The sequence below is a fragment of the Muriicola marianensis genome (assembly GCF_014638095.1).
Lineage (GTDB): Bacteria > Bacteroidota > Bacteroidia > Flavobacteriales > Flavobacteriaceae > Muriicola > Muriicola marianensis.
This window is the reverse complement of sequence record NZ_BMFH01000002.1, coordinates 358,235-383,258: the sequence shown is the minus strand read 5'-3', so window position 1 is coordinate 383,258 and position 25,024 is coordinate 358,235. Positions and strand designations below refer to the sequence as shown.

General features: G+C 48.3%; 26 protein-coding genes. 17 read left to right on the top strand and 9 right to left on the bottom strand.

Going from position 1 to position 25,024, the window contains the following annotated elements:
• The first annotated feature begins 162 nt into the window (after positions 1-162).
• The 6 genes from IEV19_RS12675 (at position 163) to IEV19_RS12650 (ending at position 7,825) form a co-directional block, all read left to right on the top strand.
• Positions 163-1,344 carry an aspartate aminotransferase family protein gene (locus tag IEV19_RS12675; RefSeq protein ID WP_188371102.1) on the top strand — a complete coding sequence of 394 codons (1,182 nt, stop codon included), beginning with the start codon at positions 163-165 and terminating at the stop codon, positions 1,342-1,344.
• A gap of 97 nt (positions 1,345-1,441) precedes the next feature.
• Positions 1,442-2,842 carry a tetratricopeptide repeat protein gene (locus tag IEV19_RS12670; RefSeq protein WP_188371101.1) on the top strand — a complete coding sequence of 467 codons (1,401 nt, stop codon included), beginning with the start codon at positions 1,442-1,444 and terminating at the stop codon, positions 2,840-2,842.
• 27 nt (positions 2,843-2,869) lie between these two features.
• Positions 2,870-3,787, top strand: a complete 918-nt coding sequence (locus tag IEV19_RS12665; RefSeq protein WP_188371100.1) for a polyprenyl-phosphate transporter — start codon at positions 2,870-2,872, stop codon at positions 3,785-3,787.
• 11 nt (positions 3,788-3,798) lie between these two features.
• Positions 3,799-4,815, top strand: coding sequence for a DUF368 domain-containing protein (locus tag IEV19_RS12660; protein ID WP_188371099.1), 1,017 nt, complete (start codon positions 3,799-3,801; stop codon positions 4,813-4,815).
• On the top strand, positions 4,790-5,545 hold the full coding sequence (locus IEV19_RS12655) for a shikimate dehydrogenase family protein (protein ID WP_188371098.1): 756 nt from the start codon (positions 4,790-4,792) through the stop codon (positions 5,543-5,545). The genes IEV19_RS12660 and IEV19_RS12655 overlap by 26 nt, the downstream gene beginning before the upstream one ends.
• Positions 5,546-5,677: 132 nt before the next feature.
• Positions 5,678-7,825: a DUF349 domain-containing protein gene (locus IEV19_RS12650; RefSeq protein WP_188371097.1), complete on the top strand. Its 2,148-nt coding sequence runs from the start codon at positions 5,678-5,680 to the stop codon at positions 7,823-7,825.
• A gap of 39 nt (positions 7,826-7,864) precedes the next feature.
• On the opposite strand, the gene IEV19_RS12645 is transcribed toward IEV19_RS12650, so the two are convergent.
• Positions 7,865-8,083, bottom strand: a complete 219-nt coding sequence (locus tag IEV19_RS12645) for a hypothetical protein (protein ID WP_188371096.1) — start codon at positions 8,081-8,083, stop codon at positions 7,865-7,867.
• A 387-nt stretch (positions 8,084-8,470) separates the two neighbouring features.
• Between IEV19_RS12645 and IEV19_RS12640 the strand changes: the two genes are divergently transcribed.
• The gene (locus tag IEV19_RS12640; RefSeq protein ID WP_188371095.1) at positions 8,471-9,244 is read left to right on the top strand and encodes a sulfite exporter TauE/SafE family protein; all 774 of its coding nucleotides are present in this window, start codon (positions 8,471-8,473) and stop codon (positions 9,242-9,244) included.
• A 60-nt stretch (positions 9,245-9,304) separates the two neighbouring features.
• Here the strand turns inward: IEV19_RS12640 and IEV19_RS12635 are convergent, their stop codons facing one another.
• Positions 9,305-9,523 (bottom strand): hypothetical protein, encoded by a 219-nt coding sequence (locus IEV19_RS12635; RefSeq protein WP_188371094.1) that lies wholly within the window; start codon positions 9,521-9,523, stop codon positions 9,305-9,307.
• 420 nt (positions 9,524-9,943) lie between these two features.
• On the opposite strand from IEV19_RS12635, the gene IEV19_RS12630 reads away from it, so the two are divergent.
• Both IEV19_RS12630 and IEV19_RS12625 read left to right on the top strand, forming a co-directional pair.
• Entirely contained in the window at positions 9,944-11,905 is a 1,962-nt protein-coding gene (locus IEV19_RS12630; protein ID WP_188371093.1) for a TPR end-of-group domain-containing protein, read from the top strand.
• On the top strand, positions 11,892-12,287 hold the full coding sequence (locus IEV19_RS12625) for a nuclear transport factor 2 family protein (protein WP_188371092.1): 396 nt from the start codon (positions 11,892-11,894) through the stop codon (positions 12,285-12,287). The genes IEV19_RS12630 and IEV19_RS12625 overlap by 14 nt, the downstream gene beginning before the upstream one ends.
• Before the next feature lie 107 nt (positions 12,288-12,394).
• On the opposite strand, the gene IEV19_RS12620 is transcribed toward IEV19_RS12625, so the two are convergent.
• Complete coding sequence (locus IEV19_RS12620) at positions 12,395-12,613, bottom strand: hypothetical protein (RefSeq protein WP_188371091.1); 219 nt, start codon at positions 12,611-12,613, stop codon at positions 12,395-12,397.
• A gap of 292 nt (positions 12,614-12,905) precedes the next feature.
• On the opposite strand from IEV19_RS12620, the gene IEV19_RS12615 reads away from it, so the two are divergent.
• Positions 12,906-13,364 carry a hypothetical protein gene (locus IEV19_RS12615; RefSeq protein ID WP_188371090.1) on the top strand — a complete coding sequence of 153 codons (459 nt, stop codon included), beginning with the start codon at positions 12,906-12,908 and terminating at the stop codon, positions 13,362-13,364.
• Here IEV19_RS12615 and IEV19_RS12610 read toward each other — a convergent pair.
• Positions 13,349-14,050 carry a peptidoglycan DD-metalloendopeptidase family protein gene (locus IEV19_RS12610; RefSeq protein WP_188371089.1) on the bottom strand — a complete coding sequence of 234 codons (702 nt, stop codon included), beginning with the start codon at positions 14,048-14,050 and terminating at the stop codon, positions 13,349-13,351. The two genes, IEV19_RS12615 and IEV19_RS12610, sit on opposite strands and share 16 nt — an antisense overlap.
• 107 nt (positions 14,051-14,157) lie before the next feature.
• On the opposite strand from IEV19_RS12610, the gene msrA reads away from it, so the two are divergent.
• Both msrA and IEV19_RS12600 read left to right on the top strand, forming a co-directional pair.
• A complete protein-coding gene (gene msrA / locus IEV19_RS12605) occupies positions 14,158-14,838 on the top strand; it encodes a peptide-methionine (S)-S-oxide reductase MsrA (RefSeq protein ID WP_188371088.1) in 681 nt (226 codons plus the stop codon).
• 199 nt (positions 14,839-15,037) lie between these two features.
• Positions 15,038-15,772, top strand: a complete 735-nt coding sequence (locus tag IEV19_RS12600; protein WP_188371087.1) for a sugar-binding protein — start codon at positions 15,038-15,040, stop codon at positions 15,770-15,772.
• A 3-nt stretch (positions 15,773-15,775) separates the two neighbouring features.
• Here IEV19_RS12600 and IEV19_RS12595 read toward each other — a convergent pair whose 3' ends face one another.
• The 3 genes from IEV19_RS12595 to IEV19_RS12585 are packed head-to-tail and all read right to left on the bottom strand — an operon-like array spanning position 15,776 to position 18,321.
• Complete coding sequence (locus IEV19_RS12595; RefSeq protein WP_188371086.1) at positions 15,776-17,224, bottom strand: DUF4097 family beta strand repeat-containing protein; 1,449 nt, start codon at positions 17,222-17,224, stop codon at positions 15,776-15,778.
• Entirely contained in the window at positions 17,196-17,780 is a 585-nt protein-coding gene (locus IEV19_RS12590; protein WP_188371085.1) for a hypothetical protein, read from the bottom strand. The genes IEV19_RS12595 and IEV19_RS12590 overlap by 29 nt, the downstream gene beginning before the upstream one ends.
• On the bottom strand, positions 17,764-18,321 hold the full coding sequence (locus tag IEV19_RS12585) for an RNA polymerase sigma factor (protein WP_308418543.1): 558 nt from the start codon (positions 18,319-18,321) through the stop codon (positions 17,764-17,766). The genes IEV19_RS12590 and IEV19_RS12585 overlap by 17 nt, the downstream gene beginning before the upstream one ends.
• 87 nt (positions 18,322-18,408) lie before the next feature.
• Here IEV19_RS12585 and IEV19_RS12580 point away from each other — a divergent pair, with 87 nt between their 5' ends.
• From IEV19_RS12580 to IEV19_RS12560, 5 genes are read left to right on the top strand one after another with little or no spacing between them, the layout of a single operon-like run.
• Positions 18,409-19,317, top strand: coding sequence for an aldose epimerase family protein (locus IEV19_RS12580; RefSeq protein WP_188371084.1), 909 nt, complete (start codon positions 18,409-18,411; stop codon positions 19,315-19,317).
• Between the two features lie 28 nt (positions 19,318-19,345).
• A complete protein-coding gene (locus tag IEV19_RS12575) occupies positions 19,346-19,912 on the top strand; it encodes a DUF2911 domain-containing protein (RefSeq protein WP_188371083.1) in 567 nt (188 codons plus the stop codon).
• Complete coding sequence (meaB, locus tag IEV19_RS12570; RefSeq protein WP_373284835.1) at positions 19,909-20,955, top strand: methylmalonyl Co-A mutase-associated GTPase MeaB; 1,047 nt, start codon at positions 19,909-19,911, stop codon at positions 20,953-20,955. The genes IEV19_RS12575 and meaB overlap by 4 nt, the downstream gene beginning before the upstream one ends.
• Before the next feature lie 31 nt (positions 20,956-20,986).
• Positions 20,987-21,946 carry a glycosyltransferase family 2 protein gene (locus IEV19_RS12565; protein WP_188371082.1) on the top strand — a complete coding sequence of 320 codons (960 nt, stop codon included), beginning with the start codon at positions 20,987-20,989 and terminating at the stop codon, positions 21,944-21,946.
• Complete coding sequence (locus IEV19_RS12560; RefSeq protein ID WP_188371081.1) at positions 21,927-22,799, top strand: lysylphosphatidylglycerol synthase transmembrane domain-containing protein; 873 nt, start codon at positions 21,927-21,929, stop codon at positions 22,797-22,799. The genes IEV19_RS12565 and IEV19_RS12560 overlap by 20 nt, the downstream gene beginning before the upstream one ends.
• Here the strand turns inward: IEV19_RS12560 and IEV19_RS12555 are convergent, their stop codons facing one another.
• On the bottom strand, positions 22,800-24,458 hold the full coding sequence (locus IEV19_RS12555) for an ArnT family glycosyltransferase (RefSeq protein ID WP_188371080.1): 1,659 nt from the start codon (positions 24,456-24,458) through the stop codon (positions 22,800-22,802).
• Positions 24,455-25,024, bottom strand: a complete 570-nt coding sequence (locus tag IEV19_RS12550) for a phosphatase PAP2 family protein (RefSeq protein WP_188371079.1) — start codon at positions 25,022-25,024, stop codon at positions 24,455-24,457. Before IEV19_RS12550 ends, IEV19_RS12555 begins: the two co-directional genes overlap by 4 nt.

Below are 25,024 nucleotides of genomic sequence, written 5' to 3'. Positions count from 1 at the left end.
ATCGAACCCAGGACATTCTTCAGGGAAGGCAAACAGTTTACCTATGTCTACCTGGAACGCTATGATTCGCTTTCAGAAGCTGTCAGGGCCAGGGATTCCAACTATTATGGAAGATATACGGACGAGATTTGGATCTTAAGGGTAGTCGGGAACTGATCAGTCATGAAAAAGGATTTCTTTCAATACCAGGCCCAGACCACTCCCCACCCGCTCGCTCTTGAGATCTCCCGGGCAGAGGGCAGCTATATCTACGATACAGACGGAAATGCCCATCTCGATTTTGTGGCGGGCGTATCAGCCTGTAGCCTGGGTCATTGCCATCCTGCTGTGGTCAGCGCCGTGGAAGAGCAGGCGCGGACCTATATGCACGTGATGGTGTATGGAGAATACGTACAGGCCCCGGCTGTGGAATACAGCAGGGAACTGGCTTCACTGCTACCTCCCCCTTTGGAGACCACATATCTCGTGAATTCGGGTACGGAGGCCATAGAAGGGGCCCTGAAGTTAGCCAGACGCGTGACGGGAAGGAGTGAGATCATCGCAGCCAGGAATGCCTACCACGGCAATACAATGGGCAGCCTTAGCCTCATGGACTACGAAGAGCGTAAAGCCCCTTTCAGACCCTTGTTACCAGATATCAGGCATATTGAGTTCAATAAAAAGGAAGATCTGGACCGGATCACCTCCGGCACAGCTGCTGTGATCCTGGAGACCATACAGGGAGGCGCAGGTTTTATACAACCGAAAAACGGCTACTTAAAAGCTGTCAGGGACAGGTGTGATGAGGTAGGTGCACTCCTTATCCTGGATGAGATTCAGCCCGGATTTGGTAGGACGGGCGCTTTGTTTGCCTTTGAACACTTTGGGATCGAACCTGATATTCTGGTCATGGGCAAAGGTATGGCATCGGGACTTCCCATAGGGGCCTTTACCGCTTCCAGGGAAATGATGGCCACCCTGAGGGAGAAACCCATGCTCGGCCACATCACTACTTTCGGAGGCAATCCCGTTATCGCTGCCGCTGCCCTGGCAACACTTCGGGAGCTTACCTCATCCCGACTTATACAGGCAACTCTCGAGAAAGAGGCGTATTTCCGAAAGCGCCTGAAACACCCTTTGATTAAAGAGATCAGGGGGAGAGGACTTATGTTGTGCCTGATGATGAAGAGTAGTGAAATCGCAAATGAATTAGTACTTTCGTGCGCCCGAAAAGGACTGGTCCTTTTTTGGCTGCTTTTCGAAAAGAACGCTGTCAGGATTACCCCTCCCCTGACGATTTCCGAGGCGGAGATCGAAAAGGGATGTTCGATAATCCTTGAGGTTTTGGAAGGTATGACTGAATGAGTTGTTAACTAATTTGTTAATAATATAGGCCCCGCAGAGACATAAAAGTGGTTATAAAAACTATTTTTAAGTCCATAGTATAACCAAGCACGTTCCTATGGCGTTAGATCCTAACGAGAAACCGAACCAGCCCGTTACCAAATTTGAATCCATGCTCAAGACAGATGATGTCTATTTCTTCGATGCCGAAGACTTCGAAGACATCATCCATCATTACCTGAACAACGGTAAGATCTCTCTGGCAAAAAAGGCCATAAAGATCGGCCTGCAGCAGCACCCTGAGTCTATGGAGCTAAAGTTGCTGGATGTAGAGGTAATGGTCTTTGAAAACAACCTCGAACTCGCCGAGAAGATCCTGGACAGGCTACAACTCCTGGATGGGACCAACGAGGAAATCTATATTCAGCGGGCCAATATCTACTCTAAAAAGGACAATCACGAAGCGGCAGTCGCCCTGCTAAAAAAGGCGCTTTCGCTTACGGAGGAGAGTTTTGACATCTACGCCCTGTTGGGCATGGAGTACCTCTTCATGGACGATTATGAACAGGCCAAGGTGAATTTCATGAAATGTGTCTCCTTTGATGAGCACGATTATTCCTCCCTCTATAATGTGATCTATTGCTTTGAATTCCTGGAGGACTATGAGGGAGCTATCGCATACCTCAACGAATACCTGGAACGCAATCCCTATTGCCAGGTCGCCTGGCATCAGCTAGGAAAACAATACTTTACTCTTAAGCTATACGAGGAAGCACTCGCTGCTTTCGATTTTGCCATCATCTCTGACGACACCTTTCTGGGCGCCTACTTCGAGAAGGGCAAGGTCCTCGAAAAACTCGGCAGGTACAACGAGGCCATAGAAAATTACGAGACCACGATCTCCATAGATGATCCTACCTCCCACGCCTACCTAAGGATTGGGAAATGTCATGAAAAGCTCGCCAATGACGACCTGGCAAAATTCTATTTTTATCAGACCGTACATGAAGACCCCCTGCTGGACAAGGGCTGGCTGGCCATCACCAATTTCTATTTCAAGAAACACAAATACGACAGGGCCCTCTACTACATCAATAAGGCCATCAATATCGATGGGGAAAATGCGAAGTACTGGAAGAAATGTGCACGTATCCACGCGGCACTTGAACATTATGACGAAGCAGATTTTGCCTTCAAACAAGCCGTGGACCTCGGAAACTACGAACTGGACACCTGGCTCAACTGGGCCGAGGTGGTGACCCAAAACCAGGAGGTTGAAGCTGCAATACAGATCCTGCTCCAGGGTCTTGAATTCTACCCGGAGGAGGCTGTGATCCTCTATAAAATGGCCGGACTCTACCTGATGGCCAACGATCCTGTAAAAGCCCAGTACAGGTTCAGGAAAGCGCTCAAAAAGGATATAGAGATGGTCGATATCTTCAAGGAAGAATTCCCCTCATTTTACGATTCAGTCTGGGCGAGAAACATTATAGAAAGCGTACAGAAGGCTTCGAAATAAAAGCAGTACTTTTGGCTTTTCCAAAATATGGGGAACCGTAATCTCATACAATATCTCGTGGTTACGCTCAAGGGCATGGCCATGGGCGCGGCAGACGTCGTTCCTGGTGTTTCAGGTGGCACTATCGCTTTTATCTCGGGGATCTATGAGGAACTGATCTATTCCATCAACCAGATAGGAACCGCGGTTGTCAAAACCCTTCCCAGGGAAGGCATTTCAGCCGCCTGGAAACAGGTCAACGGAAAATTCCTCCTGGCGCTGTTTCTTGGGATCGCCCTCAGTGTGATCACCCTGGCAAGGTTTATCAGCTGGCTCCTGGAGAACGAGCCCATCTTGCTCTGGTCCTTTTTTTTCGGACTGGTAGTTGCCAGCGTGATCTTTGTGGCCCGTGCGATCTCATCCTGGCGGGCAGCGACGCTGCTTACCCTCTTCCTCGGTGCCGTTTTAGCCTATTACATCACCCAGCTCCCGCCGGTTGAAAACACAGGAAGCCTGCCCTACCTGTTTCTGTCCGGGGCACTGGCCATTTGCGCCATGATCCTGCCGGGAATTTCAGGGGCCTTTATCCTGGTGCTTCTCGGATCGTACAAGACCGTACTGGATGCGGTACACGAAAGAAACCTCCTTATCCTGGGCACTGTCTTTCTGGGAGCCTTGTTCGGGTTGTTATCCTTCGCCAGACTCCTCAAGTGGATGTTCCAGCATTACAAAGACCTCACCCTGGCCCTGCTGACGGGTTTTATCATAGGATCACTGAGCAAGATCTGGCCCTGGAAAGTGGTTCTGGAGACCCGTGTCTTCGATGAAAAGATCATCCCTGTGCTGGAAGAGAACGTATCCCCTATGTCCTATCCGGGAGACCCGCAACTTCTCTGGGCAATTCTACTGGCTATCGCAGGTTTTTCACTTATTTTTATGCTCGAAAAACTCGCTGCAAGAAAATAAAACCTACTGGCATGCATCAACCCAGAACCTTTGCGGATAAGGTATTCCTTTTTATCAAGGGTCTTGCTATGGGTACCGCGAATAAGGTGCCCGGGGTTTCCGGGGGTATTGTAGCTTTTGTGGCCGGTTTTTACGAAGAATTCATCTACTCCCTTCAAAAGGTCAACCTCAAGGCTTTTAAACTCCTGTTCAACGGGAGGTTCAAAAGCTTTTACCGCTATGTGAACGGTCCATTTCTCTCTGTCCTGATCTTTGGGATGCTGGTGAGTTACTTTAGCGTCTCAAAACTCCTGGATTATTTCCTCGAGACCAAGGAGCTCTATGTATGGGCTACTTTTTTTGGGATGATCATTGGGTCTATCTATTTCATCGCCAAGGATTTCGAGCACTGGAATCGAAAGACCATCACCTGGGGTGTACTCGGACTGATAGCCGGGATCTCCATCAGTTTCCTGAGTCCGGCCAGGGAAAATGACAATCTCCTGTTCATCTTCCTGTGCGGGATCATCAGCGTCTCGGGTATGACTCTCCCGGGCCTGTCCGGTTCCTTTATACTGATACTGTTGGGCAACTACGTGCTCCTGCTGGTCGATTCAGTCAATGCGCTCTATGACACCATAGCGGAGGTGGTGCAGGGGGATTTCAGCTTTACTTCCAATACGGAACGCATCGATACCCTCAAGGTCCTCGCCGTCTTTACCCTGGGTTCAGCGGCCGGCCTTGTCACCCTTTCCCACCTGCTGGGATACGTGCTCAAACATTTCAGGCATATCACGACGGCCACCATCATCGGTTTTATCACAGGCAGCCTCGGGGTAGTCTGGCCCTGGAAAAGGACTATCTTTGCTGAAGATGCCCTGGGGCAGGTACTTTTCGACAGCAATGGCGACCCGATTATCAGGAACTACCAGAGATACCTCCCGGACATGTCACTGACTGAATCCTGGTGGGCCATTGCATACATTGTTTTAGGCATCCTGATCCTCATCGGTTTGGAATGGTATGGAAAAAGCAGGGAAAAAAAATAGGTTTGGACTTTTGGGCAGGAATATTTCTTATTCCTTCTCCAGGGGATATTTTACCCGCTTCTTCCGGGAACAGGGGCTTACCGAGCACTCCTATGAGAATTTCGACCTTCCGGACATCTCGGATCTCGAAACCTTGTTGAAGGAGGAACAGGATCTGGGCGGACTCAATGTGACCATCCCCTACAAGCAACAGATCATCCCCTACCTCCACCGTTTACATCCTGAGGCCAGGGAGATCGGGGCTGTCAATACCATCAAGTTTACCAAAACCGGACTCGAAGGGTATAACACAGATGCCTATGGGTTTCAAAAATCACTGGAGCCCTATCTCAATAAGCGCGATCACGCTCATGCCCTGATCCTCGGTTCGGGAGGAGCATCCCTGGCGATCGCCTACAGCCTGAAGAAAATGGGGATGCGTTTTGTCACCGTCTCCCGCCAACCCGAAGAGGGTCAGTGGGGGTATGAGGATCTCACTGAAGAGAGGATAAAATCACACACCCTGATCATAAATTGCACCCCCTTGGGGACCTTTCCCCGGGTAGAAGAGAAACCGGAAATCCCATACGAATACCTCACTGCAGACCACCTGCTGTTCGATCTCGTATACAATCCGGAGAAAACAGCGTTTATGAAGGCAGGTGAACAAAGGGGGGCAACCACAAGCAACGGCCTTGCCATGCTGGAGTTCCAGGCACAGAAGGCATGGGAGATATGGCAGGAGTCCTAACGGAAAGTTTCTGATCTGACGTCAAAGGGCCCGTTCCCCGTGTAAAAGTAGATTGATTACCTTTGTTGTCTGTAGGGTTGTTAGTATCTTACAGAGGGATTTAGATCCCGTACGCACGTAATCCAGACGATCATGTTGGAAGAAAAAGACCAGAAACTACACACCGATGTAGGGGGAAAGGAAACACCGGAGGCTACTGAGGACACATCGACCTCAGAGAAAACGTCCGGAGAATCAAAAAAGAAGAAACCCACTGCCAAGTCCGCCACCAAGACTGCAAAAGCAAAAGCGGAGAACAAAACTCCGGCTGAAATCGAAGAAAATGCTTCTGAAGATGAAGTAAAGCAGAAAGTTTCTGAGGTTGCAGAGGAAGCAGAAGAAAAGGCAGAGGAGAAACCCACTCCGGAGAATAAGGAAGATGTTCAGGAGGAGATCGATGATTCCAACGCAGAGGATGCTGAGGATGAAGATAATCACCGCAGACATCATATCCCTATGCAGGACTACCACGCCATGTCTATGGAAAACCTGGTCGGGGAGCTGCAGCGCCTTATTCGTACGGAAAAAGTTCAGGCGATCAAGAACCATGTGGACGCCATCAAATCTGAATTCGATCTTAAGTTTCAGGAATTTTTAGAGGAAAAAAAGGAAGAGTTCGTGGCCCACGGGGGCAATGAGGTCGATTTCAAGTACAATTCCGTGGCCAAGCGGCAATTCAATGAGGTATATGCCGATTATCGCGAAAAGCGGAATTCATATTACCGCAACCTGGAACAATCCCTGAAGGCCAACCTGGAAAAGCGATTGCAGATCATAGAGGAACTCAAAGCCCTCGTGAACGTCGAAGAAGACATCAACACCACCTATAAGAATTTTAAGTCCCTGCAGGAGCAGTGGAGAAATGCAGGTGCCGTACCCAGGAGCAATTACAACGATGTTTGGCGGACCTATCATCACCACGTCGAGATCTTCTACGACTTTCTGCATCTGAACCGGGAATTGCGCGACCTGGATTTTAAGTACAACCTGGAGGAAAAGGAAAAATTGGTGCAGCGTGCAGAAGCCCTGGTAGAAGAACCGGACCTCAACAAGGCTTTTAGAGAATTGCAGACCCTTCACAAGATCTGGAAAGAGGAAATTGGTCCGGTCGACAAGGAACACCGGGAAGCCATATGGGAACGGTTCAGTAATGCCACCAAGGCGATGCACCAGAGGCGTCAGGAGCATTTTAAGGAACTGGACAAGGAATTCGAGCAGAACCTGCTGAAAAAGAACGAGATCATAGCCTCCATTACTTCCCTTGGCGAGCATGTGGCTACGGACCACAAAGGACTGCAGAAACAGATCAGGGAACTGGAAGCCCTGAGGTCTGCCTTTTTTTCAGCGGGGAAAGTCCCCCTCAAGGACAATGAAGCCACCTGGAGCCGATTCAAGGAGGCTGTGCGGGCATTTAACCGCAAAAAGAACGAATACTACAAAAACCTGAAGAAAGAGCAACAGGTAAACCTGGAGAAAAAACGGGAACTGGTGAAAGTTGCCGAATCCCTTAAAGATTCCGAAGACTGGGATTCCGTAACCCCCCAGATGAAAAAGATACAGCAGGACTGGAAGAAGATCGGCCACGTCCCGAGAAAATACTCAGACAAGCTGTGGAAGGAGTTCAAAGCAGCTTGCAATCACTACTTCGATCGCCTGCATGCGAATAAGAACAAGGGCAGTGGGGAAGAACTCGAAAACCTGGAAAAGAAAAAGGCGTGTTTGGACAAACTACAGGCATTCAGCCCGGGGAAATCCAAGGAAGATGACCTGGCCACTATTAAATCCCTGATTGGGGAATGGAGGTCGATCGGCAGGGTACCCTACAATAAAAAAAGCATAAACGGTAAGTTCAACAAGATCGTAGACGGGGTCCTTAAAAAACTGGGAGTAGACCAGAAGGAAGCCGAACTCCTCAAATACGGCAATAAACTCAAAGAACTGGCCTCTGCACAGGACGATTATGCCCTCAGGAAGGAGCGCACCTTTATCAAACGTAAGATAGATGAAGGGAAGAGCGAGATCAATCAGCTGGAGAACAACCTGCAATTCTTCTCTAACGCCTCAGAAGACAACCCATTGGTAAAAGAGGTGGTGGATAAGATCAACCGCCAGAAGGAATCCCTCAAAACCTGGAAGGCCAAGCTCAAGAAGATCAATATTCTGCAACACTCTCTTTCAAAAGAGGAAGAGGAAGAAGCGTCGTCAGAAGGAGAAGCAGAAGAAGGAAAGGAAGAAGCATAGGTATAGATTTATAGGTCGATAGTAAAAATCGCATTCACATTAGGCCAGTTTAGAAGTACTTTTAGAAGTCTTAAAAGAAAGCTCCTTTTTGATACGGCTATTCTTAAAACGGTACAAACGGGCAACACTCTCCTTTTCAGCAGCAGGAACAACCACTTCTTTTTTTGCAGTTTCTACCTTTACTTCAGCAGTGTTATTCTGAGCCTGGGCAGCGAAGCTGATCAGGAAAAAGAAGAAGAAAGTTACGAGCGTTTTCATGTCTTGCGTTTTATATAAATAAAACGCGATGACAGGGGTTTCACCGGGGTGTCGTTCGCTGAAAAACCCTTATTTTTCGGTATCTGGCGAGAATCCGGCTAAAGTGTAAAAATTCATCGGTGAACGTCACAGAACCTCAAAACCGCTAATCGAAAAAAGGGGTCGTTAATCGGTGTAGAACTTCCGGATTTCCTCTTTTTTGCTTACCTGACACTATCGTTTTTCCATATGAATTATGGGATACATGTGACGATAATATAATTTACCCGGTTTACGATCAGGTATTCCCTTTACTGACTTGATCCATCATCGTGTTCCACCAAGTCATGACCGACTTTGTGGCATTCTCTTACAGAAACCTAAAATCACCTATTTTTAACCCTACCTATGGAATATGTCATCATTGCCATTGTTGCCTTCCTGGTAGCCATCCTTACCTTTTTTTCAGGATTTGGCCTGGGAACCATCCTCACCCCGGTTTTTATGATCTTTTTCCCGGTAGAACTGGCCATTGCCCTTACCGGGGTGGTGCACTTCTTCAACAACATCTACAAGCTTTTCCTCGTTGGCCGGAATGCAGACAAACAGGTACTGCTTCGATTTGGGATCCCGGCTGTCATTGCGGCCTTCTTCGGGGCCTGGCTGCTGCTCAACATCAATGACGTACAACCCTTGTTCGCCTATGACGCCTTCGGGAGTCACCTGGAAGTATATCCCGTAAAATTCCTGATCTCTATCCTCCTGATCATTTTCGCGACCATGGACCTGCTGCCCTGGTTCAATAAACTGGAGTTCGGGAAGGATAAACTTCCCCTGGGAGGGGCACTTAGCGGCTTTTTCGGAGGTCTTTCGGGTAACCAGGGGGCACTCCGGAGCGCCTTTTTGATAAAGGCAGGTCTCTCAAAAGAGGTCTTTATAGGGACCGCAGTTGTAATCTCAACCCTGGTGGATTTTACACGTTTGAGCGTATATGCTACCCGCTTTGCCACAGCCGGCCTGGGGGATTACGTGCCACTGGTCCTCTGTGCCACCCTTGCCGGTATTGCCGGATCCTTTGTAGGGAACAGGCTGTTAAAGAAAGTGACCCTGCGCTTCCTGCAGGTCACCGTCGCCATCATGCTTATCCTGCTCTCCCTTTCACTAGGGGCCGGATTGATTTGAATAATGGAATTCCCTGTTTTGTAATATATCCTTTCGTAAGGCGATTCTTGAACGACTGGTTTATGCCAGTTTAGATATGCTTTTAGAAGTCTTAAAAGAAAGCTCTTTTTTGATACGGCTGTTCTTAAAACGATACAGACGGGCAACGCTTTCCTTCTCAGCAGCAGGAGCAACCACTTCTTTTTTTGCAGTTTCCACCTTTACTTCAGGAGTGTTATTCTGAGCCTGGGCAGCGAAGCTGATCAGGAAGAAGAAGAGGAAAGTTACGAGCGTTTTCATGTCTTGCGTTTTATATAAATAAAACGCAATGACAGGGGTTTCGCCGGGGTGTCGTTCGCTAAAAAACCCTTATTTTTCGGTATCTGGCGAGAATCCGGGTGAAGTGTAAAAATTCATCGGTGAACGTCACAGAACCTCAAAACCGCTAATCGGAAAAAGGTGTCGTTTATCTATCCTCAATTCGTTCATTTACCGCACTCGTACCCCTTTGATATCGAAACAGGCTTGCTGAGGTGAATGTTTCCTCTAAAGGTTATGGCTCTGTTTATCTGAATATTTATTTGATTTGATCTTAACAAGGATCGTCTTTGGAATCTACATAATCCCAACATTTTCAATCTTTTATGCTTTTTAAATTGAGATTAAAACCTTAATTTAAAGGTCAGGCCACTCAGGATTGTGTAACCAACCTTCCTCTAAATGCATCAGTCCGTTGAAAAGCAGCTAGCTGCTATCATGTTTACCGATATTGTGGGGTATACCACCATGATGGGACAGGACGAAACCAAAACCCTGGAGCTGTTGAGACAAAGCAGGGCGATTCACCTGGAGCAGATCAGAAAACATGATGGGGAGGTGATCAAAGAGATGGGAGATGGAATGCTTGCACGATTCGCAAACCCTCTCGATGCCACACTATGCGCCAGGGATATACAACTGGACGCCAGGAACTTGCTATGTAAGATCAGAATCGGGATCGACTTTGGGGAAGTTACCGTGGAGCAGGGCGATGTCTTCGGGAACGGCGTTAACATTGCCTCAAGGTTGCAATCCATTGCAGATCCTGGCGGGATCTTTCTCTCGTCAAAAGTTCGAGAATCCATTGGAAATGACTGTGATATCATCTTTGATAAACTCGGTGAACTCCCTTTAAAGAATGTGGCACTGCCTGTTACCACGTATGCTATAGCCGACCCGGAATTCCCGAAGACCTCTCATCACAGGAAAAAGGAATTGAGTGGGTCAGACATAATAGAGTCTATAGCCGTCCTACCTTTTCACAGCCTTTCAGGAGATCCCGAACAACAGTTTTTCGTAGATGGAATGCATGATGCTCTGATAACCGAGCTCGCTCAGATCAACTCCCTGAGGGTCATCTCCAGGACATCAACACTGCGTTATCGGAATACTACTTCGCCCATGTTGCACATTGCCGGGGATCTCGGGGTAGATGCCATTGTCGAAGCCACTGTATTCAAAGATAAAAATCACATCAGAATACAGGTCCAGCTCATAAAAACGATTGTTAAAGAAGAGCATCTTTGGGCCAAATCTTACGATCGGGAGCTTAAAAATGTCCTTTCCATGTACAACGAACTGGTAAAGGACATTACAGAAGAGATCGATGCCAAACTGACCCAAAGAGAAAGAGATCAGGTTGAAAATTATTATGAAGTCATCCCTGAAGCCTATGAAACCTATTTAAAAGGAGTACACTACTGGGAACAACTAAGCAAAGAGGGACTGGACCGATCACTGGAATGTTTTTTGAAGTCGACTCAGCTGGATCCGAATTTTGCGCCGGCTTATACTGCCATGGCCGGTGTATGGCTTGGCAGGGCTCAAATGGGATTCGTCAATCAGGCTAAGGCCTTGCCGAATGTCTACAAGAATATGTACAGATCCATGTCCCTTGATGGTGAAAATGCAGAATCTTACTTTTGGCGGGCTTCTCTCCATACATGGATCGACTGGGAATGGGACAAGGCATATAAGGCCTTTAAACGCGCCTTAGAATTAAATCCCAATAATGCCAAAGGCAGGGCATATTTTGCCCATTTACTGGCCATTACCAACCGGCTTCAGGAAGCCGTAGCAGAGGCCGAACTCAGCATTCAACTAGACCCTTTCAATGAACTCATACAGTCCCTTTACGGCATGGTCCTTAACTATGCCCGGAAATTTCGAAGTGCCGAAGCCATCTTACTGAATATAATTAAGGACAGAGGAAATCATCCCATCGCTTACTCCACCCTGAGGACCGTGTATTTCAACCTTGGGGAATATGATAGGTCATATGAGATGTTTAAAGTATCCTACCTTGAAAAAGGAGAAGCCAGGTCTGCAGAAATCCTGGAGGAAGGGTTTAGAGAAGGTGGCTACCCGACTGCCCTTTCCGGAGTCGCTGAATACAAAAGTGAAGATCGGGACGGTGCCTATCACACCCCCTGGCAGATAGCCACCTTGTACACGCGGGCCGGAAATTCAGAAAGAGCAATCGAATACCTCAAAAAGGCCTATGAGATACGAGATCCGAATATGCCTTACTTAGGTATCGATCCTATTTTTGATCGTTTGAGAGATCTGCCGGAATATCAGGAGTTGCTGAATCAAATGTATTTAAATCAATTTTTTAATAAAGTGAATCATGAAAGCAATTGACCAGGTTATTGCATTAGAAAGGGAAGCGCTGGATGGATGGGCCAGTGGAAAAGCCGAAGGATATGCCATCCACGCACATCCGGATCTTATCTATTTTGACAATCTAGGTGCACAGGAATTGGTTGAGGGAATGGAAAATGTCATTGCCTACGCAAAAAAAACATTTGCCGAGCTTCCGGCTCACACCTATGAAATGGCCGGGCTGAAGGCAAGGAAATACGGCGATACCGTTATACTGTCCTACCAGTACCACCCCAGCTTACTCGATGGCAGCCCCTCCACAAAATGGGCAGCCACTGTGGTATATTCACTAACCGGATCCCGGTGGAAAATGGTACATGCGAACTGGACGATGCTAATTCCTCCTCAAATGCCTACTTAATAGCGGATAGTCTTTTTGGGGAATATGGCTTTAAAACGATTGAAGAGATGGATTATAATTTCTCAGTGCCGGGCGAAATCAAAAAACAGCATTTCCCTAACTAGTTCTTAGGCAAGTTTAGAAGATCCTCTAGAAGTCTTAAAAGAAAGCTCTTTTTTGATACGGCTGTTCTTAAAACGATACAGACGGGCAACGCTTTCCTTCTCAGCAGCAGGAGCAACCACTTCTTTTTTTGCAGTTTCCACCTTTACTTCAGGAGTGTTATTCTGAGCCTGGGCAGCGAAGCTGATCAGGAAGAAGAAGAAGAAAGTTACGAGCGTTTTCATGTCTTGCGTTTTATATAAATAAAACGCGATGACAGGGGTTTCACCGGGGTGTCGTTCGCTGAAAAACCCTTATTTTTCGGTATCTGGCGAGAATCCGGGTAAAGTGTAAAAATTCATCGGTGAACGTCACGGAACCTCAAAACCGCTAATCGGAAAAAGGGGTCGTTAATCGGTGCCTGCCTAATTAATATTCCTAATATCGAAAGCTTCGGAACAAATAATTATGTGAAACTGCAAGTGAATTCAGTTTGGCGTAATTAACTCTATCCGGTAATCCATTAACTTAGCAGGTATGAAGAAGAGTTTAATCGGTCTATTCCTCTCCCTTGGCGTCTGTGCCCTGTCGATTTATCTCCTGGTCACTGCCTCTCCCGCCCTGGAATACCCCCTCGGAGAAAACGATACGGTCCCCCTGGGCAGTTTTATTACCTGGGCCGGACTTATTTCCTTACCCATGAGCCTCTATTGCGGGGTTAGGAGGTTCAGGGAACCCCAGGGTTTTTTCTACAGGTCGATGGCGGTTGCGCTAAAGATTGTAATCGTGTTAGCCTTCCTTTGGGTCCCGATATCCTACGGGCTGGCGGGAAATATGAACTTCAACTTCGGGCAGTCGGAGACATTTCAGGGTGGACAAACTGCTATGTCACTGTTCTGGGGTCTGAGCCTTGGAATTCCACTGGGCACTATTGTATTGTTTGCTGTGCATCTTATCATCGAGGTGTTCCAACGTTTATTTCACCGCCGGAAGTGATCCTTAAGTCCTTGTGAACCTAGGATTAAAAAGGGATCCGGACAATTCCGTTTGTAAAATTCCAAATCAGAGGCCATGCATACCCCGGGGTAATCTCCCTGTTTGCCTTCCATATCAAGAATCAATTGGAAATGCAGGTGAGGCGCGTAGTTCACATTGATATCAGGAGTACCCAGTGATCCCAGTACCTCCCCTTTTCCTATCTGTTTTCCGGGGTAAAGTCCCTCGAGTGATTCGAGGGAAAGATGGCCATAGAGGGTATAAAAAGTGTTTTTGCCAGTCTCATGGGTCAGGATGATGGTAGGGCCGTAATCTCCCTTGTCTGCATTGTTCTTAAAACTGTGGACCTTTCCGCTAAGAGGGGCGAGGACCGGCGTCCCGGCCTCGGCCCAGAAATCAATCCCCAGGTGAATATCACGTGGTTCTTCACCCGATTCAAAACCCGCATTACCCCGGTAGAGATTGCGCTGTTCCAGATATCCCCCATAGGCGATCCTGGCAGAATTCCGCCTCAGGACTAAATCTATATATCCCTGGCAGGCCGCAGGATCACCCAGGTCTATTCCTTCCAATTCCCTGTTGGCAGTACTCAGATCAAGAGGTGTGTAGTCCTCCCATGGAATGGAGGCATCCATTACGGGTCCGGCACCCGAAGGAGTTGTAAAGTCGTCAGATATTGTCAGCATATCGTTTAAGCTGAGAGGCCGAATGATTTCTCGGGATAATTAACATCGTCTTAACCCTGATTTTTATGAGGTTTTATACCTTTTGCAAATCAAATTAAAAAATTGCTATGAAATTGCTTAAAACTACCTTTTTTACTGTGATTGCCCTGGTTTCTATGAGTTGCCAGACCAAGGCCAAAAGTCCAGACCAGCAGGCCGGTGAACCCCTGGCACAGGAAGAGAAACTCTCAGATACCGAACTTCAGAAATACGAGACCGCCTATTTTGCCAGCGGCTGTTTCTGGTGTGTGGAGGCTATTTACGAAAGCGTAAAAGGCGTGAAGGAAGCAGTTTCGGGCTATGCAGGCGGAACAGAGGAAAATCCTACCTATGAACAGGTGAGTTACGGTCGTACCACCCATGCCGAAGCCGTAGAGGTCTATTACGATCCGGAAGAAGTGAGTTTCTTTGAACTGGTACAGGTCTTTTACGGCTCTCACGACCCGACTACCCTCAATCGGCAAGGACCGGACCGGGGGCCGCAGTATCGCTCTATCGCCTTCTACAAGAACGAGGAAGAGCGCAAGATCATTGAGGAGTACCAAAAAGCTCTGGACGAGAGTGGGGTGTACGGAAAGCCTATCGTCACTGAGATCAAGCCCTTTACTACTTTCTGGAAGGCCGAGGAATACCACCAGGATTACGAGCGTAAACATCCCAATGACTCTTACATCCGCAATGTCTCCATCCCCCGCCTCAATCGGTTTAAGGAGAATTTTGCGGAGTACCTCAAGAAGGATAGTCACTAGAATCTGCCCGGGAACTATTTACTTTGCCTTTCTCAATAAAATCGACCCAGGTCAGGAGATCGACATTCATCGAGATTTTCTTTAAAACGCAGGGGAATTCTGATTAAATTGTATCTTTAATCTGCCCTCTGGACCCCAAATCTATGGCTTTCATTCATCAAGGAGTGATTGAGCCCTTGAGAACTTAAAATCCTGTGTGATGAAATACGCTATGTTGATTCTCGCCCTGGCTTGTATTACAAGTTGCGGCAAATCCACCGAAAAAGAAGACCATCAGCTTTTGGTCGTAAAGAAGACCTCTACCCCCCCTACCCTGGATGGTTTAGCCACTGAAACCTGCTGGAATATGGCTACCTGGCATCTGCTGGATCAAAACTGGCTTGGTGAAGCCTATACTTTTGAAGATTTTAACGGGCGGTACAAACTCAGCTGGGATGAGGACTACCTGTACGTTCTGGTCGAGATCACTGACGACATCCTGTACGACGCCCGAAAAGACCCCCTGAAACTCTGGTGGGATGACGACTGTGTAGAGGTTTTCATAGATGAGGATAACTCGGGAGGGTTGCACCAGTTCAGCCACAATGCTTTTGCGTACCACATTGCCCTGGATGGGAATGTGGTCGACCTGGCCCCTGATCGGGAACCCAGACTCTACAACGACCATATTCGTTCTGCCCGCAGGGTGGATGGAAATCTCAGCACCTGGGAATTGGCCATCCGGCTGTTTAAGGACGATTACCAGGACGGAGGGATCAATATTCCCGTACCCCTGAAAAAAAATAAGAAGATCGGTTTTGCCCTGGCGTACTGTGACAATGACGGCAGTGCAGAGAGGGAGAATTTTGTGGGATCGGTATTTGTACCCGGGGAAGATAAAAACCAGGGGTGGATCAATGCGGATATCTTTGGCACCCTGGTGCTGGAGGAGTAATCTCTATTGCAATACTACGGAACTATAGGCCGTGTTGAGTTTAAAGACCCTGTCTGAATTGCCTTTGCCGGAATTTCCGGTGTAGAGGACGCGTGGACCGTCTTTGGTGGTTTTAAGTATCCAGGAAGCAGGGAAATTGAAATCGGATTGGGTATTTCTCACTGATACTGCAAAGGGGGTGTTGGGAAGAACACATTCAAATTCCCCGTTCCTCACTTCTATATCGATCTTTTTAAAATTGGGATCTACAGTGCTGATATAAATAGCCCCCAGTTCGTTCCTGCTGATCAGGTTCCGGAGCACCTTGTTGATCTTCACCTCGGAAGAGGTAGCGTTCAGGTTCAGATCCGTCACGGCATCGAGCTCCACCTGATCGGTAAAGCTTGTGTTCAGATTTCCGTATTTCCATTGTGCTACTTTCACGGGGGTGTAGGCGGCGTTGATCTCTGTATCATTACCTTCAATACTGGCAGCATGCAACCTTGCGTAAGACAAGGTTGCACGAATGTTCCTGGTATTGGCCGCCAGTTTTACTTCCCCATGCCGCACATTCATTTTCAGGATGGCCGACTTAGGCATTTTGATCTTGATGGTCTTTTTAACCTTGTACGACTTGGATTCCCCATCAGCCGAACGGAAAAAGAAGTTAGATTCGTCTGAATTCCTCATTTCCGTCCTGATTTGCTCCCTGACCTTGCGGACTTCTTCCCTGGCTCGCTCCCGGTCCTTCATGGCCTGTTCCCTGGCCTGCTCAGCCTGTTCCCGAAGCTGTTCATTTTGCTCCCGCATCTCAGCCCTTTGTTCTTCCATCACTTCACGTCTTTCTTCCATCAGGTCTTTTCTGGCCTCGGCCCTGGCAGCAAATTCCCGGCCCCAGGCCTCCATTTTCTCCTGGTACTCCTTGTCAAAGCTCTTGTTGAATTCCTTCTTCCATTTTTTCATGTACTTCTCCCCGTCTTTTTTAAAGGCTTCATAGTCGAATTCAAAATCGGGCATAGGTGGCAAGGGTGGCATCTCAGGCATAGGGGGTATCTCAGGGATGTCGATGGAATGGATGATGGCATCCACATCGGGAATGCGGAAGTCCAGTTCCATCATTTCAGCCGAAGGCCAGGCTCCGGCTATGCGGCCCCAACCGCTGTTCCCGGAAGTCCTGATCTCAACGGTTTTGCTGTTGCCCAGAATCTCAATCCCCGAATTCTCAAAATAGGCCCTGGCTTCTTCCTCAGTAGCCCCTTCCAGTTCAATGGTTCCTTCCACCACCACCTCGTTTTTATCCCAGGTTTCAAATTGGATATCGGCATAGCTCGTATTGATGTCGATGACGGCATTGGGTTCTATTTTGAATTCCTCTTTGTAGGTCTTGGTCTGTTTCTGCGCGATGGCACCCGTACAGATCATGGCCAGTGCCAAAGTGAATCCTTTAAACGGTGTTGTTCGTAACTGTTTCATTGTTTGATGATTTTAGATGATTTAATTTATCCTTTAGTTTTAACAGGAGTTGCAGTCGCAGTTGGAGGTTGCGGATCAGGGCCTCAATGGTCTGTTCATTGGGACCGATCTCGTTCAGCTCCCTGTTCAGGTCCCTGTATTCCAGGTTCAATTCGGCAAGCCGACCCATAAAGTCGTCAACTATTTCTTTATTGTCCTCAGAGAGATCGAGGCGCGAAAGCTCAAGGTTGATCGAGCTCACATAATAGGTCTCCACCTTTTTGAGATCCGGAGAGAGGTCTCCCAGAGAGATCGCATAGGGCTCTTCAGAAACAGGTTGTTTGTCAACGACAGTGGTCTTTACAGGGATTTCTGTCTGCATCTGTTGGTAGAAGACGAAGCCCAGCCCCAGGAGCACAACCACAGAAGCGGCCATGCCAAACAGGTAATAGAAAGACCTGCGCTTTTGAGGAAATGCCTCATCCAGCCTCTGCTCAAACCGGGCCTCGTGTCCTTCCTTCATGCTGTGCTTTTTGGCTCGTTCGGCTTCAAAAAGCTTTCTAAGATCCTGTTTCATGTTTTTTTTCATTTAAATAAGAGCGCAAATATTCTTTCCCTCTCATGAGTCGGGTCCGACTGGCAACCGGGGTCAGGTTCAGGATTTCAGCGATCTCCTTGTGATCGTACCCCTCAAGGAGATAGAGCTGCAGGACTTCCCTGTATTTCTCCGGTAACCTTTCCATTGCTACGAGTACCCCGTCCACAGAAACCTTTCGTTCCACTGTCCAGTCGGGTTCCTCCGCTATCTGTAACTCGTGCTCCTCAATGGAGATAAGCCTTTCCCTTTTTGATTTGAGGAAGTCAAGGCATTTGTTGACCACGATTCGCTTTAACCAGGCCCCGAAGGTCACCTCTCCCCTGAACTGCTCGATCTTCCTGAAAGCTTTTATAAATGCTTCCTGCACCAGGTCCTCTGCATCGTCCCGTTCCCTGACAAATCTCATGGCCACGCAGAACATCCCTTCGCAATACTGCCTGTACAAGGCCATTTGTGCGCTTCGGTCGTTCGCCTTGCAGCGTTCTACCAGGTCCCGTGTTATCTCCAGGTTTGTGTCCAACGTTGGTCGAGTTGTTATCTAAAAGACGATATAAAAAAGGTAGTGTTGCAAAATATTCTATTTTTAATAAAATCTTTGGATCTCCCATTGAAACTGCACACTGTCAATAACGAATACCTGCAACTTACCACCCTGAACTACGGGGCTATTATTCAGGAATTGCTGGTTCCCGACCGGAATGGAAATCTCACGAACTGTGTCGTTGGCTTTCAGGATCCGGAAGACTACCTGAAAGACGAAAGTTTTTTGGGTGCGTGTGTAGGACGATTTGCCGGCAGAATTTCCGGTGCGCAGTTACAAATAGGGGAATCGTCCTACCCTATCGATGCTGTAGGGGGAGTGCATTTACACGGGGGTAAAAAAGGGTTGGGACGGAGAATGTGGAAAGTAAAGGAATTCCATAATGGCAAGGATCCGTTTGTGACCTACGAATACCTCAGCCCGCATCTGGAAGAGGGGTATCCTGGCGAGCTGTATGTACAGGTCACCTATCAACTCCTGGGCAACGCTTTGAGGATCTACCATGAGGCCACCACCGATCGCCCGACCGTAGTAAATCTGACGAACCACAGCTATTTCAGACTGGACGGGGAGAGATCGCCCGATCACCTGCACTTACAGATTTTTGCAGAGGAGCGACTCGAGACCGAGAAAAACCTTTTACCAACAGGTAAACTTGTGAAGGTAATGGACACGGCATACGATTTTCATAGCATGCGCCCCCTTGGATCGACCCGCCTAGACACTCCTTATGTGTTCGATCCCGATAAAGACCCCAAAGCCCTTGCCTACTCCCCTGTGTCAGGTATCAGGCTTACCGTAGAATCTAACCAACCGGCCCTGGTTGTCTACACTCCAAAAGATCTGCCTTCCATCTGTTTTGAAACCCAAAATTATCCGGATGCACCCAACCATTCCTCCTTTCCTTCTTGTATCCTTCAACCCGGAGAAACCTACAGGAATGAATCTTTTTTTAGGTTCGATTCACTACCTTAGTTCCTTATAATCCTAATCGCAAAACACAATGAAAATTCTGAAATGGGTCATAGGTATCCTGGTGGTACTGGGCCTGCTCTTTTATTTTGTCGGTATGCCATTTCTGAGGCAGCAGACTAAAAAACACAGCCCGGAAACCACCGTGGTCTATCAAAATGACGGCTATGACCTGCTGGTCAATTACAGCAGTCCATCCAAAAAAGGAAGGGTAATCTTCGGGGATCTGGTGGCTTATCACGAGGTCTGGCGGACCGGGGCCAACGAACCCACACGGTTTGAGACCAAAACAGACCTGATGATCAAGGGCAAACCTCTTCCTGCAGGTTCCTATTCCCTTTGGACCATCCCTGGTAAAAAGCAATGGACGATCATTTTTAACAGCGAGATACCGGACTGGGGAGCTACTCTGAGCAGCGGAGGCACAGAAGCCACCAGGAACCCGGAGACGGATGTACTGCAGGTGCAGGCATCTGTGATAGAAATGTCTGCCACCCAGGAAAATTTTACCATAAGTTTTCCTGATGACTACGGACTTTTCCTTTCCCTGATGTGGGACAGGACCAAGGTACAGGTACCGATCTTTCAAAAGTCTTGAGCAGTACGGGCAACATAGGAGATAAGAGTGCTTCTGACCTGAGGTCCATGAGGCTGAAAACACCCACGGTCGAGGAGCTGGTGAAGGGAATCCGTGTGGGAAACCAGTCACTGCTGGCCAGGGCGATCACCCTTGTAGAAAGTACCCATCCGGACCACCGTGAAAAAGCCTATGGGATTATAGAAAAATGCCTGACAATGAAGGGGGAGACTCTGAGGATCGGGATCACCGGGGTACCGGGGGTGGGCAAAAGTACCTTTATTGAAAGATTCGGGACCATGCTTACGGCCATGGGCAAGAAAGTGGCTGTCCTGGCAGTGGATCCCAGTAGTACAGTAAGCAAGGGCAGCATCCTGGGAGACAAGACCAGGATGCAACAGCTGGTCAACGACCCTATGGCATTTATCAGGCCCTCCCCATCGGGCACTTCCCTTGGAGGGGTTGCACGCAAGACCAGGGAAAGTATTATCCTATGCGAAGCAGCCGGATTCGATGTAATCCTGGTTGAGACGGTCGGCGTGGGGCAGAGTGAGACGGCTGTCCACAGTATGGTCGATTTTTTCTTATTGCTCAAGCTCACTGGTGCAGGAGACGAACTTCAGGGTATCAAAAGAGGGATCATGGAAATGGCCGATGCCATTGTGATCAACAAGGCAGAGGGAGAAAATATCAAACGGGCAAAACAGGCAAAAAGCGAATTTGAAAAGGCACTGCACCTCTATCCCCCCAAGGAGAACAATTGGGTCCCCCGCGTACTTACCTGTTCTTCCATCGAAGGCACCGGGATTCCCGAGATATGGGAAATGATAGAGGACTACGCTAATGAGAACCGTGCATCCGGACACTTCGACCAAAAGAGGAAGGGCCAGAACAGATACTGGTTCCAACAGACGACTGAAACCTTATTAAAAGGGCAATTCTATGAGCAAGTCCAAGTAAAGAAGTCCATTAGCAAACTGGAGAAGGCCGTTGAAGAGCTGAAGATCTCTCCCTTCAGAGCTGCTGAGGAGTTGCTCGATGCCTATCGGAAAGGAATGAAATAAATACCCTAAATTTGCGGGCAACAAACCTCCCATGAGACCCAAGACCGAAGCACTCCTTTCTATCGTGGTCCCTCTCTTCAATGAAGAGGCCAATGTGGCCCTTCTCACTGAAAAGATACACGAAAGCCTTAAAGGATATCACTATCAGATCGTTTATGTCGATGACTTTTCGACGGACCAAACACGCAGGGTCATCCAGGATATGGAAGATAAGCGCGTCCACCTCCTCGCCCTGAAAAAGAACTACGGTCAGAGCCTGGCCCTGGCAGCCGGACTGGATTATGCGGAGGGAGAATACATCATCACCATGGACGGGGATCTTCAGAACGATCCCAGCGACATCCCGCAAATGCTGGAACACGCCCTTAGCGGGGAATACGATGTCGTAACCGGTATCCGGCAAAAACGAAAGGACTCCCTGGTAAAGAAGATTCCTTCCAAGATCGCCAATTTCCTGGTGCGTCGGGTGACCAAGCTCGATATCAAGGACAACGGGTGTGCCTTGAAAGTCTTTACACGGGACATTGCCAAGGATCTCAATCTATACGGAGAGATGCACCGATTCATTACCTTACTCGCATTTCTGGAAGGGGCCCGGATCAAACAGGTACCGGTAAAGCACCATGCCAGGCACGGCGGGGTTTCTAAATACGGACTGGAACGCGTCTTTAAAGTGGTCGCTGATATGATGCTGCTGCTCTTTATCCGAAAGTACTTCCAGCGACCCATTCACCTTTTCGGTATCCTGGGGGTATTCCTGATCCTGCTGGGTCTTCTGATCAATGCATACCTCCTTGTGGTAAAGCTCGGTTTCGGGGAAGACATAGGCAGCAGACCCTTGCTGATCTTCGGGATGATGTTCATCCTCGGGGGTATTCAACTGTTCACCATAGGTATCGTCATGGAACTCCTGATCCGTACCTATTATGAATCCCAAAGCAAACGGCCTTATCGCATAAAAAACATAAGCATTGGAGGCCGGCCTGCGTAAAAAAGGGATCACTCTTCTGAAAGTGGTGGTAAGTGCCGCCCTGATCTATTTTATCTTTACCAAGATCCCATTCAGGGAAGTAATTTCAGCGGTTAAAAATGCGAATTCCCTTTACCTTATGGGAGCTCTACTACTTTTTGTAGTTTCCAAATTCGTGGCGGCCATCCGTCTCAACCTGTATTTCCATAAAATAGGCATTCCCCTGGGGTCGGGTACAAACCTCCGCCTTTATCTGCTGGGTATGTTCTACAACCTCTTTTTACCGGGAGGGATCGGCGGTGACGCCTACAAGGGCTACTACCTCAAACAGCACTTTGAAGTGTCTACAAAAAGGGTGGTGGCTGTGTTGTTGCTGGACCGGCTGAGCGGACTCCTCCTGCTCTTCGTCTTTGCCTGTATCCTGGGATTTACCCTTGAGGGGTCTCCCCTAACCCCCTTCAGATGGCTGTTGCTCTTCTGTGTGCCCCTGGGCTTTTTGATTTTCTATTGGGTGTACGTTCGATTTTTCCCATATGTAAAGGCCATTTTCTGGAAGACCAACCTCCTCTCTGCCCTGGTTCAGCTCGCACAGTTAACGAGTGTGTTGCTCATCCTCTGGTCCCTGGATATCTCCCTGAATACTTATGAGTACCTGTTTATTTTCCTTATTTCCTCCATCGTGTCCGTCATTCCCCTGACTATAGGAGGGATAGGCAGCAGGGAACTCGTTTTCCTTTACGGGGCGCTGTGGTTTGGATTGGAAGAAGAACGCTCCGTTGCGATCAGCATGATCTTTTTTCTGATCACGGCCCTGGTATCCCTCTCGGGCTTCTGGTATCATTTCCGAAAGCCCAGTCCCGATCTCCAACAATAGTCAGGGTATATGAAGCAGGTACATCCTGTTCAACACCTTGGAACGGGTACTCGGATTGAGGAATTTTCCCTGCAGGCGTGTTATGCGGAATTGGTCCACCGAATATTCCCTGTCCCAGGTGAAATCCTGCCCGAGCAGCATGGTCATCTCTTCTTCGGTCACATAAACCCAGGTATCATCTAGATCTTTCAACTGATCCAGTGAGATGATCTTTACTGGTTGCCGGTTATAAAAGTCAAGTGCCCAAGTATGCCTTTCAGAAATTTTCGCAATGCGGTCCGGGGGGATGTTCTCTCGTTCTACGATCCGGGCCATGGATGATCCTCCCTGGTATTTGAGCAGTTCGGGGTAGAAATGAAGGTTGAGCACGGAGTTCAGTAATACCGAGGCAAGGACGGTGATGGTGATAATGCGCAGATAGGGAGCCTCTTTTTTAACGATAAAATAAGCCAGTAAGGCATAACCCAGGCCCAAAGGAAGGTAGGACAGCCAGTTTCTCCATTCAAATACATAAAAACAAATCAGGGCTGTGGCGATGAAGACCAGGCTCAGGATGAAGTATTGTGCGGCCAGTACACGGTTCAGTACCCGTGTCTTTTGCCTCCTTTTCAAGGAAAACAAGTAAGAGGCTGAGAGGATGGCAAAAAGAGGGATCAGGATATTCAGATAATGAGGGAGCTTGAACTGGGCAAAACTGATGATCACAAAAATGATCCCAATACCACCCACCGTAAGCAATTCGAGTTTTGAATTCTTTCTGAAATGAGTTTTTATCAGTTTTCGCAGGGCCGTCCAGTAGGCAAAGATTCCTATGAGAGTCCATGGTAAAAAGACCCAAAGGAAGGTGTGAAAAAAGAAGAAATAATCACTGCTGTTTCTGCCAACCCCTTCCCCGCTTAAGCGCTCAAAACTCTGTTCCCAGAAAATAAAAAGGATACCGCTTCTGCCCGAGCGCCCCCTGATCACTTTTTCCGGATGCAGGTCGAATTGCTGGTAGTAGGCATATAACATCGGACTGATCGTCAGACCAAAGACCAGCAGGGCAGCCACCACCTTCCAGCTGAGTAATACTTCCCATCGTCTCGTATACGCCAGGTGGCAAAGTACAGGCAGGCCGATGACCAACAAGGCGATCTGTCCCTTGGTGGAAAATGCGATCCCTGCACCAAAGGCGCCAAGCAAAAGGGAGAACAGATCCGAATCCCTGATGTACCTGGCCAGTTGCCAGATCGCAAATACCGTAAAACCGGTCAGAACGGCATCCGTTCTTACGTCTATATTGGAGAGTACAATGGTCTGAGCCGTGAGGAAAATAAGGGAAGCCAGTCTTCCCACTTGCTTGTTGTAAAGCACGCTGCCCAGCCCAAAGGTACTCCAGGCACCCAAAAGGGAAGCCAGCAGGGCCGGGATACGATAGGCCCAGTCATGTATCCCGAAGATCTTAAAAGCCAGCGCCGCCAGCCAGTAATGCATATGCGGCTTGTCCAGGTATTCTTCGGGCCCTTTGAATAGGCTTAGGAAGTCGTTTTCCTGCACCATCCTCATCGCCATGACGGCAAACTGAGCTGAATCGTTTTCGAAAAGAGTTGCGAAGAGACCGGCGAGATAGACCAGAGAGATCAATAGCAGCAAACTCCAGTATCGGGCCGGTGTGATCATAATCGGATCCTGTCTGAGGCAAAGATATACAAGCGGAAGAAAAGCCAGCCCATAAATGTACCCACAAGAGCCCCTGAGAGCACATCCAGAGGGAAGTGGACCCCGATATAGATCCTGCTGTAGGAAACCACCCCTGCCCACAGGATCAGCACCCAGGGAAACCATTTAAAGTCTGTCCTGAACAGATAAGAAAAAAAGGCGGCTACCGCAAAGGTGTTGGCAGCATGGGCCGAAAAATAACCGTATTTCCCTCCGCAGGAAGCTTTCACCAGTCGGAAAAGCCCGTTTAACTCAGGGTCATAACAGGGCCTTAGTCGGCCTACTCCCAATTTAAAGAAATTAGACAACTGGTCGCAGACCGTAATCAGAAGGGCCACTGCAACCAGCAGTAGAAAGGTTTTCTTCCATCCCAGCATCCTGCCGCTCAGGAAGAGCAGTAAAAAATAGAGGGGAAGGGAACTCCATTTACCGGTCATAAACAGCCAGAATCCATCCCAGGACGGCGTTCCCAGGTTGTTGAGGAACAGGAAGGTCTCCCGGTCTATTTGGATGAGTTCTTCCAGCAT

Excerpts from the sequence above, each read along its gene's own strand:
- IEV19_RS12675 (WP_188371102.1), top strand. The coding sequence starts at position 163 with ATGAAAAAGGATTTCTTTCAATACCAGGCCCAGACCACTCCCCACCCG.
- IEV19_RS12670 (WP_188371101.1), top strand. The coding sequence starts at position 1,442 with ATGGCGTTAGATCCTAACGAGAAACCGAACCAGCCCGTTACCAAATTT.
- IEV19_RS12665 (WP_188371100.1), top strand. The coding sequence starts at position 2,870 with ATGGGGAACCGTAATCTCATACAATATCTCGTGGTTACGCTCAAGGGC.
- IEV19_RS12660 (WP_188371099.1), top strand. The coding sequence starts at position 3,799 with ATGCATCAACCCAGAACCTTTGCGGATAAGGTATTCCTTTTTATCAAG.
- IEV19_RS12655 (WP_188371098.1), top strand. The coding sequence starts at position 4,790 with ATGGAAAAAGCAGGGAAAAAAAATAGGTTTGGACTTTTGGGCAGGAAT.
- IEV19_RS12650 (WP_188371097.1), top strand. The coding sequence starts at position 5,678 with ATGTTGGAAGAAAAAGACCAGAAACTACACACCGATGTAGGGGGAAAG.
- IEV19_RS12645 (WP_188371096.1), bottom strand. The coding sequence starts at position 8,083 with ATGAAAACGCTCGTAACTTTCTTCTTCTTTTTCCTGATCAGCTTCGCT.
- IEV19_RS12640 (WP_188371095.1), top strand. The coding sequence starts at position 8,471 with ATGGAATATGTCATCATTGCCATTGTTGCCTTCCTGGTAGCCATCCTT.
- IEV19_RS12635 (WP_188371094.1), bottom strand. The coding sequence starts at position 9,523 with ATGAAAACGCTCGTAACTTTCCTCTTCTTCTTCCTGATCAGCTTCGCT.
- IEV19_RS12630 (WP_188371093.1), top strand. The coding sequence starts at position 9,944 with ATGCATCAGTCCGTTGAAAAGCAGCTAGCTGCTATCATGTTTACCGAT.
- IEV19_RS12625 (WP_188371092.1), top strand. The coding sequence starts at position 11,892 with ATGAAAGCAATTGACCAGGTTATTGCATTAGAAAGGGAAGCGCTGGAT.
- IEV19_RS12620 (WP_188371091.1), bottom strand. The coding sequence starts at position 12,613 with ATGAAAACGCTCGTAACTTTCTTCTTCTTCTTCCTGATCAGCTTCGCT.
- IEV19_RS12615 (WP_188371090.1), top strand. The coding sequence starts at position 12,906 with ATGAAGAAGAGTTTAATCGGTCTATTCCTCTCCCTTGGCGTCTGTGCC.
- IEV19_RS12610 (WP_188371089.1), bottom strand. The coding sequence starts at position 14,050 with ATGCTGACAATATCTGACGACTTTACAACTCCTTCGGGTGCCGGACCC.
- msrA (WP_188371088.1), top strand. The coding sequence starts at position 14,158 with ATGAAATTGCTTAAAACTACCTTTTTTACTGTGATTGCCCTGGTTTCT.
- IEV19_RS12600 (WP_188371087.1), top strand. The coding sequence starts at position 15,038 with ATGAAATACGCTATGTTGATTCTCGCCCTGGCTTGTATTACAAGTTGC.
- IEV19_RS12595 (WP_188371086.1), bottom strand. The coding sequence starts at position 17,224 with ATGAAACAGTTACGAACAACACCGTTTAAAGGATTCACTTTGGCACTG.
- IEV19_RS12590 (WP_188371085.1), bottom strand. The coding sequence starts at position 17,780 with ATGAAACAGGATCTTAGAAAGCTTTTTGAAGCCGAACGAGCCAAAAAG.
- IEV19_RS12575 (WP_188371083.1), top strand. The coding sequence starts at position 19,346 with ATGAAAATTCTGAAATGGGTCATAGGTATCCTGGTGGTACTGGGCCTG.
- IEV19_RS12565 (WP_188371082.1), top strand. The coding sequence starts at position 20,987 with ATGAGACCCAAGACCGAAGCACTCCTTTCTATCGTGGTCCCTCTCTTC.
- IEV19_RS12555 (WP_188371080.1), bottom strand. The coding sequence starts at position 24,458 with ATGATCACACCGGCCCGATACTGGAGTTTGCTGCTATTGATCTCTCTG.
- IEV19_RS12550 (WP_188371079.1), bottom strand. The coding sequence starts at position 25,024 with ATGCTGGAAGAACTCATCCAAATAGACCGGGAGACCTTCCTGTTCCTC.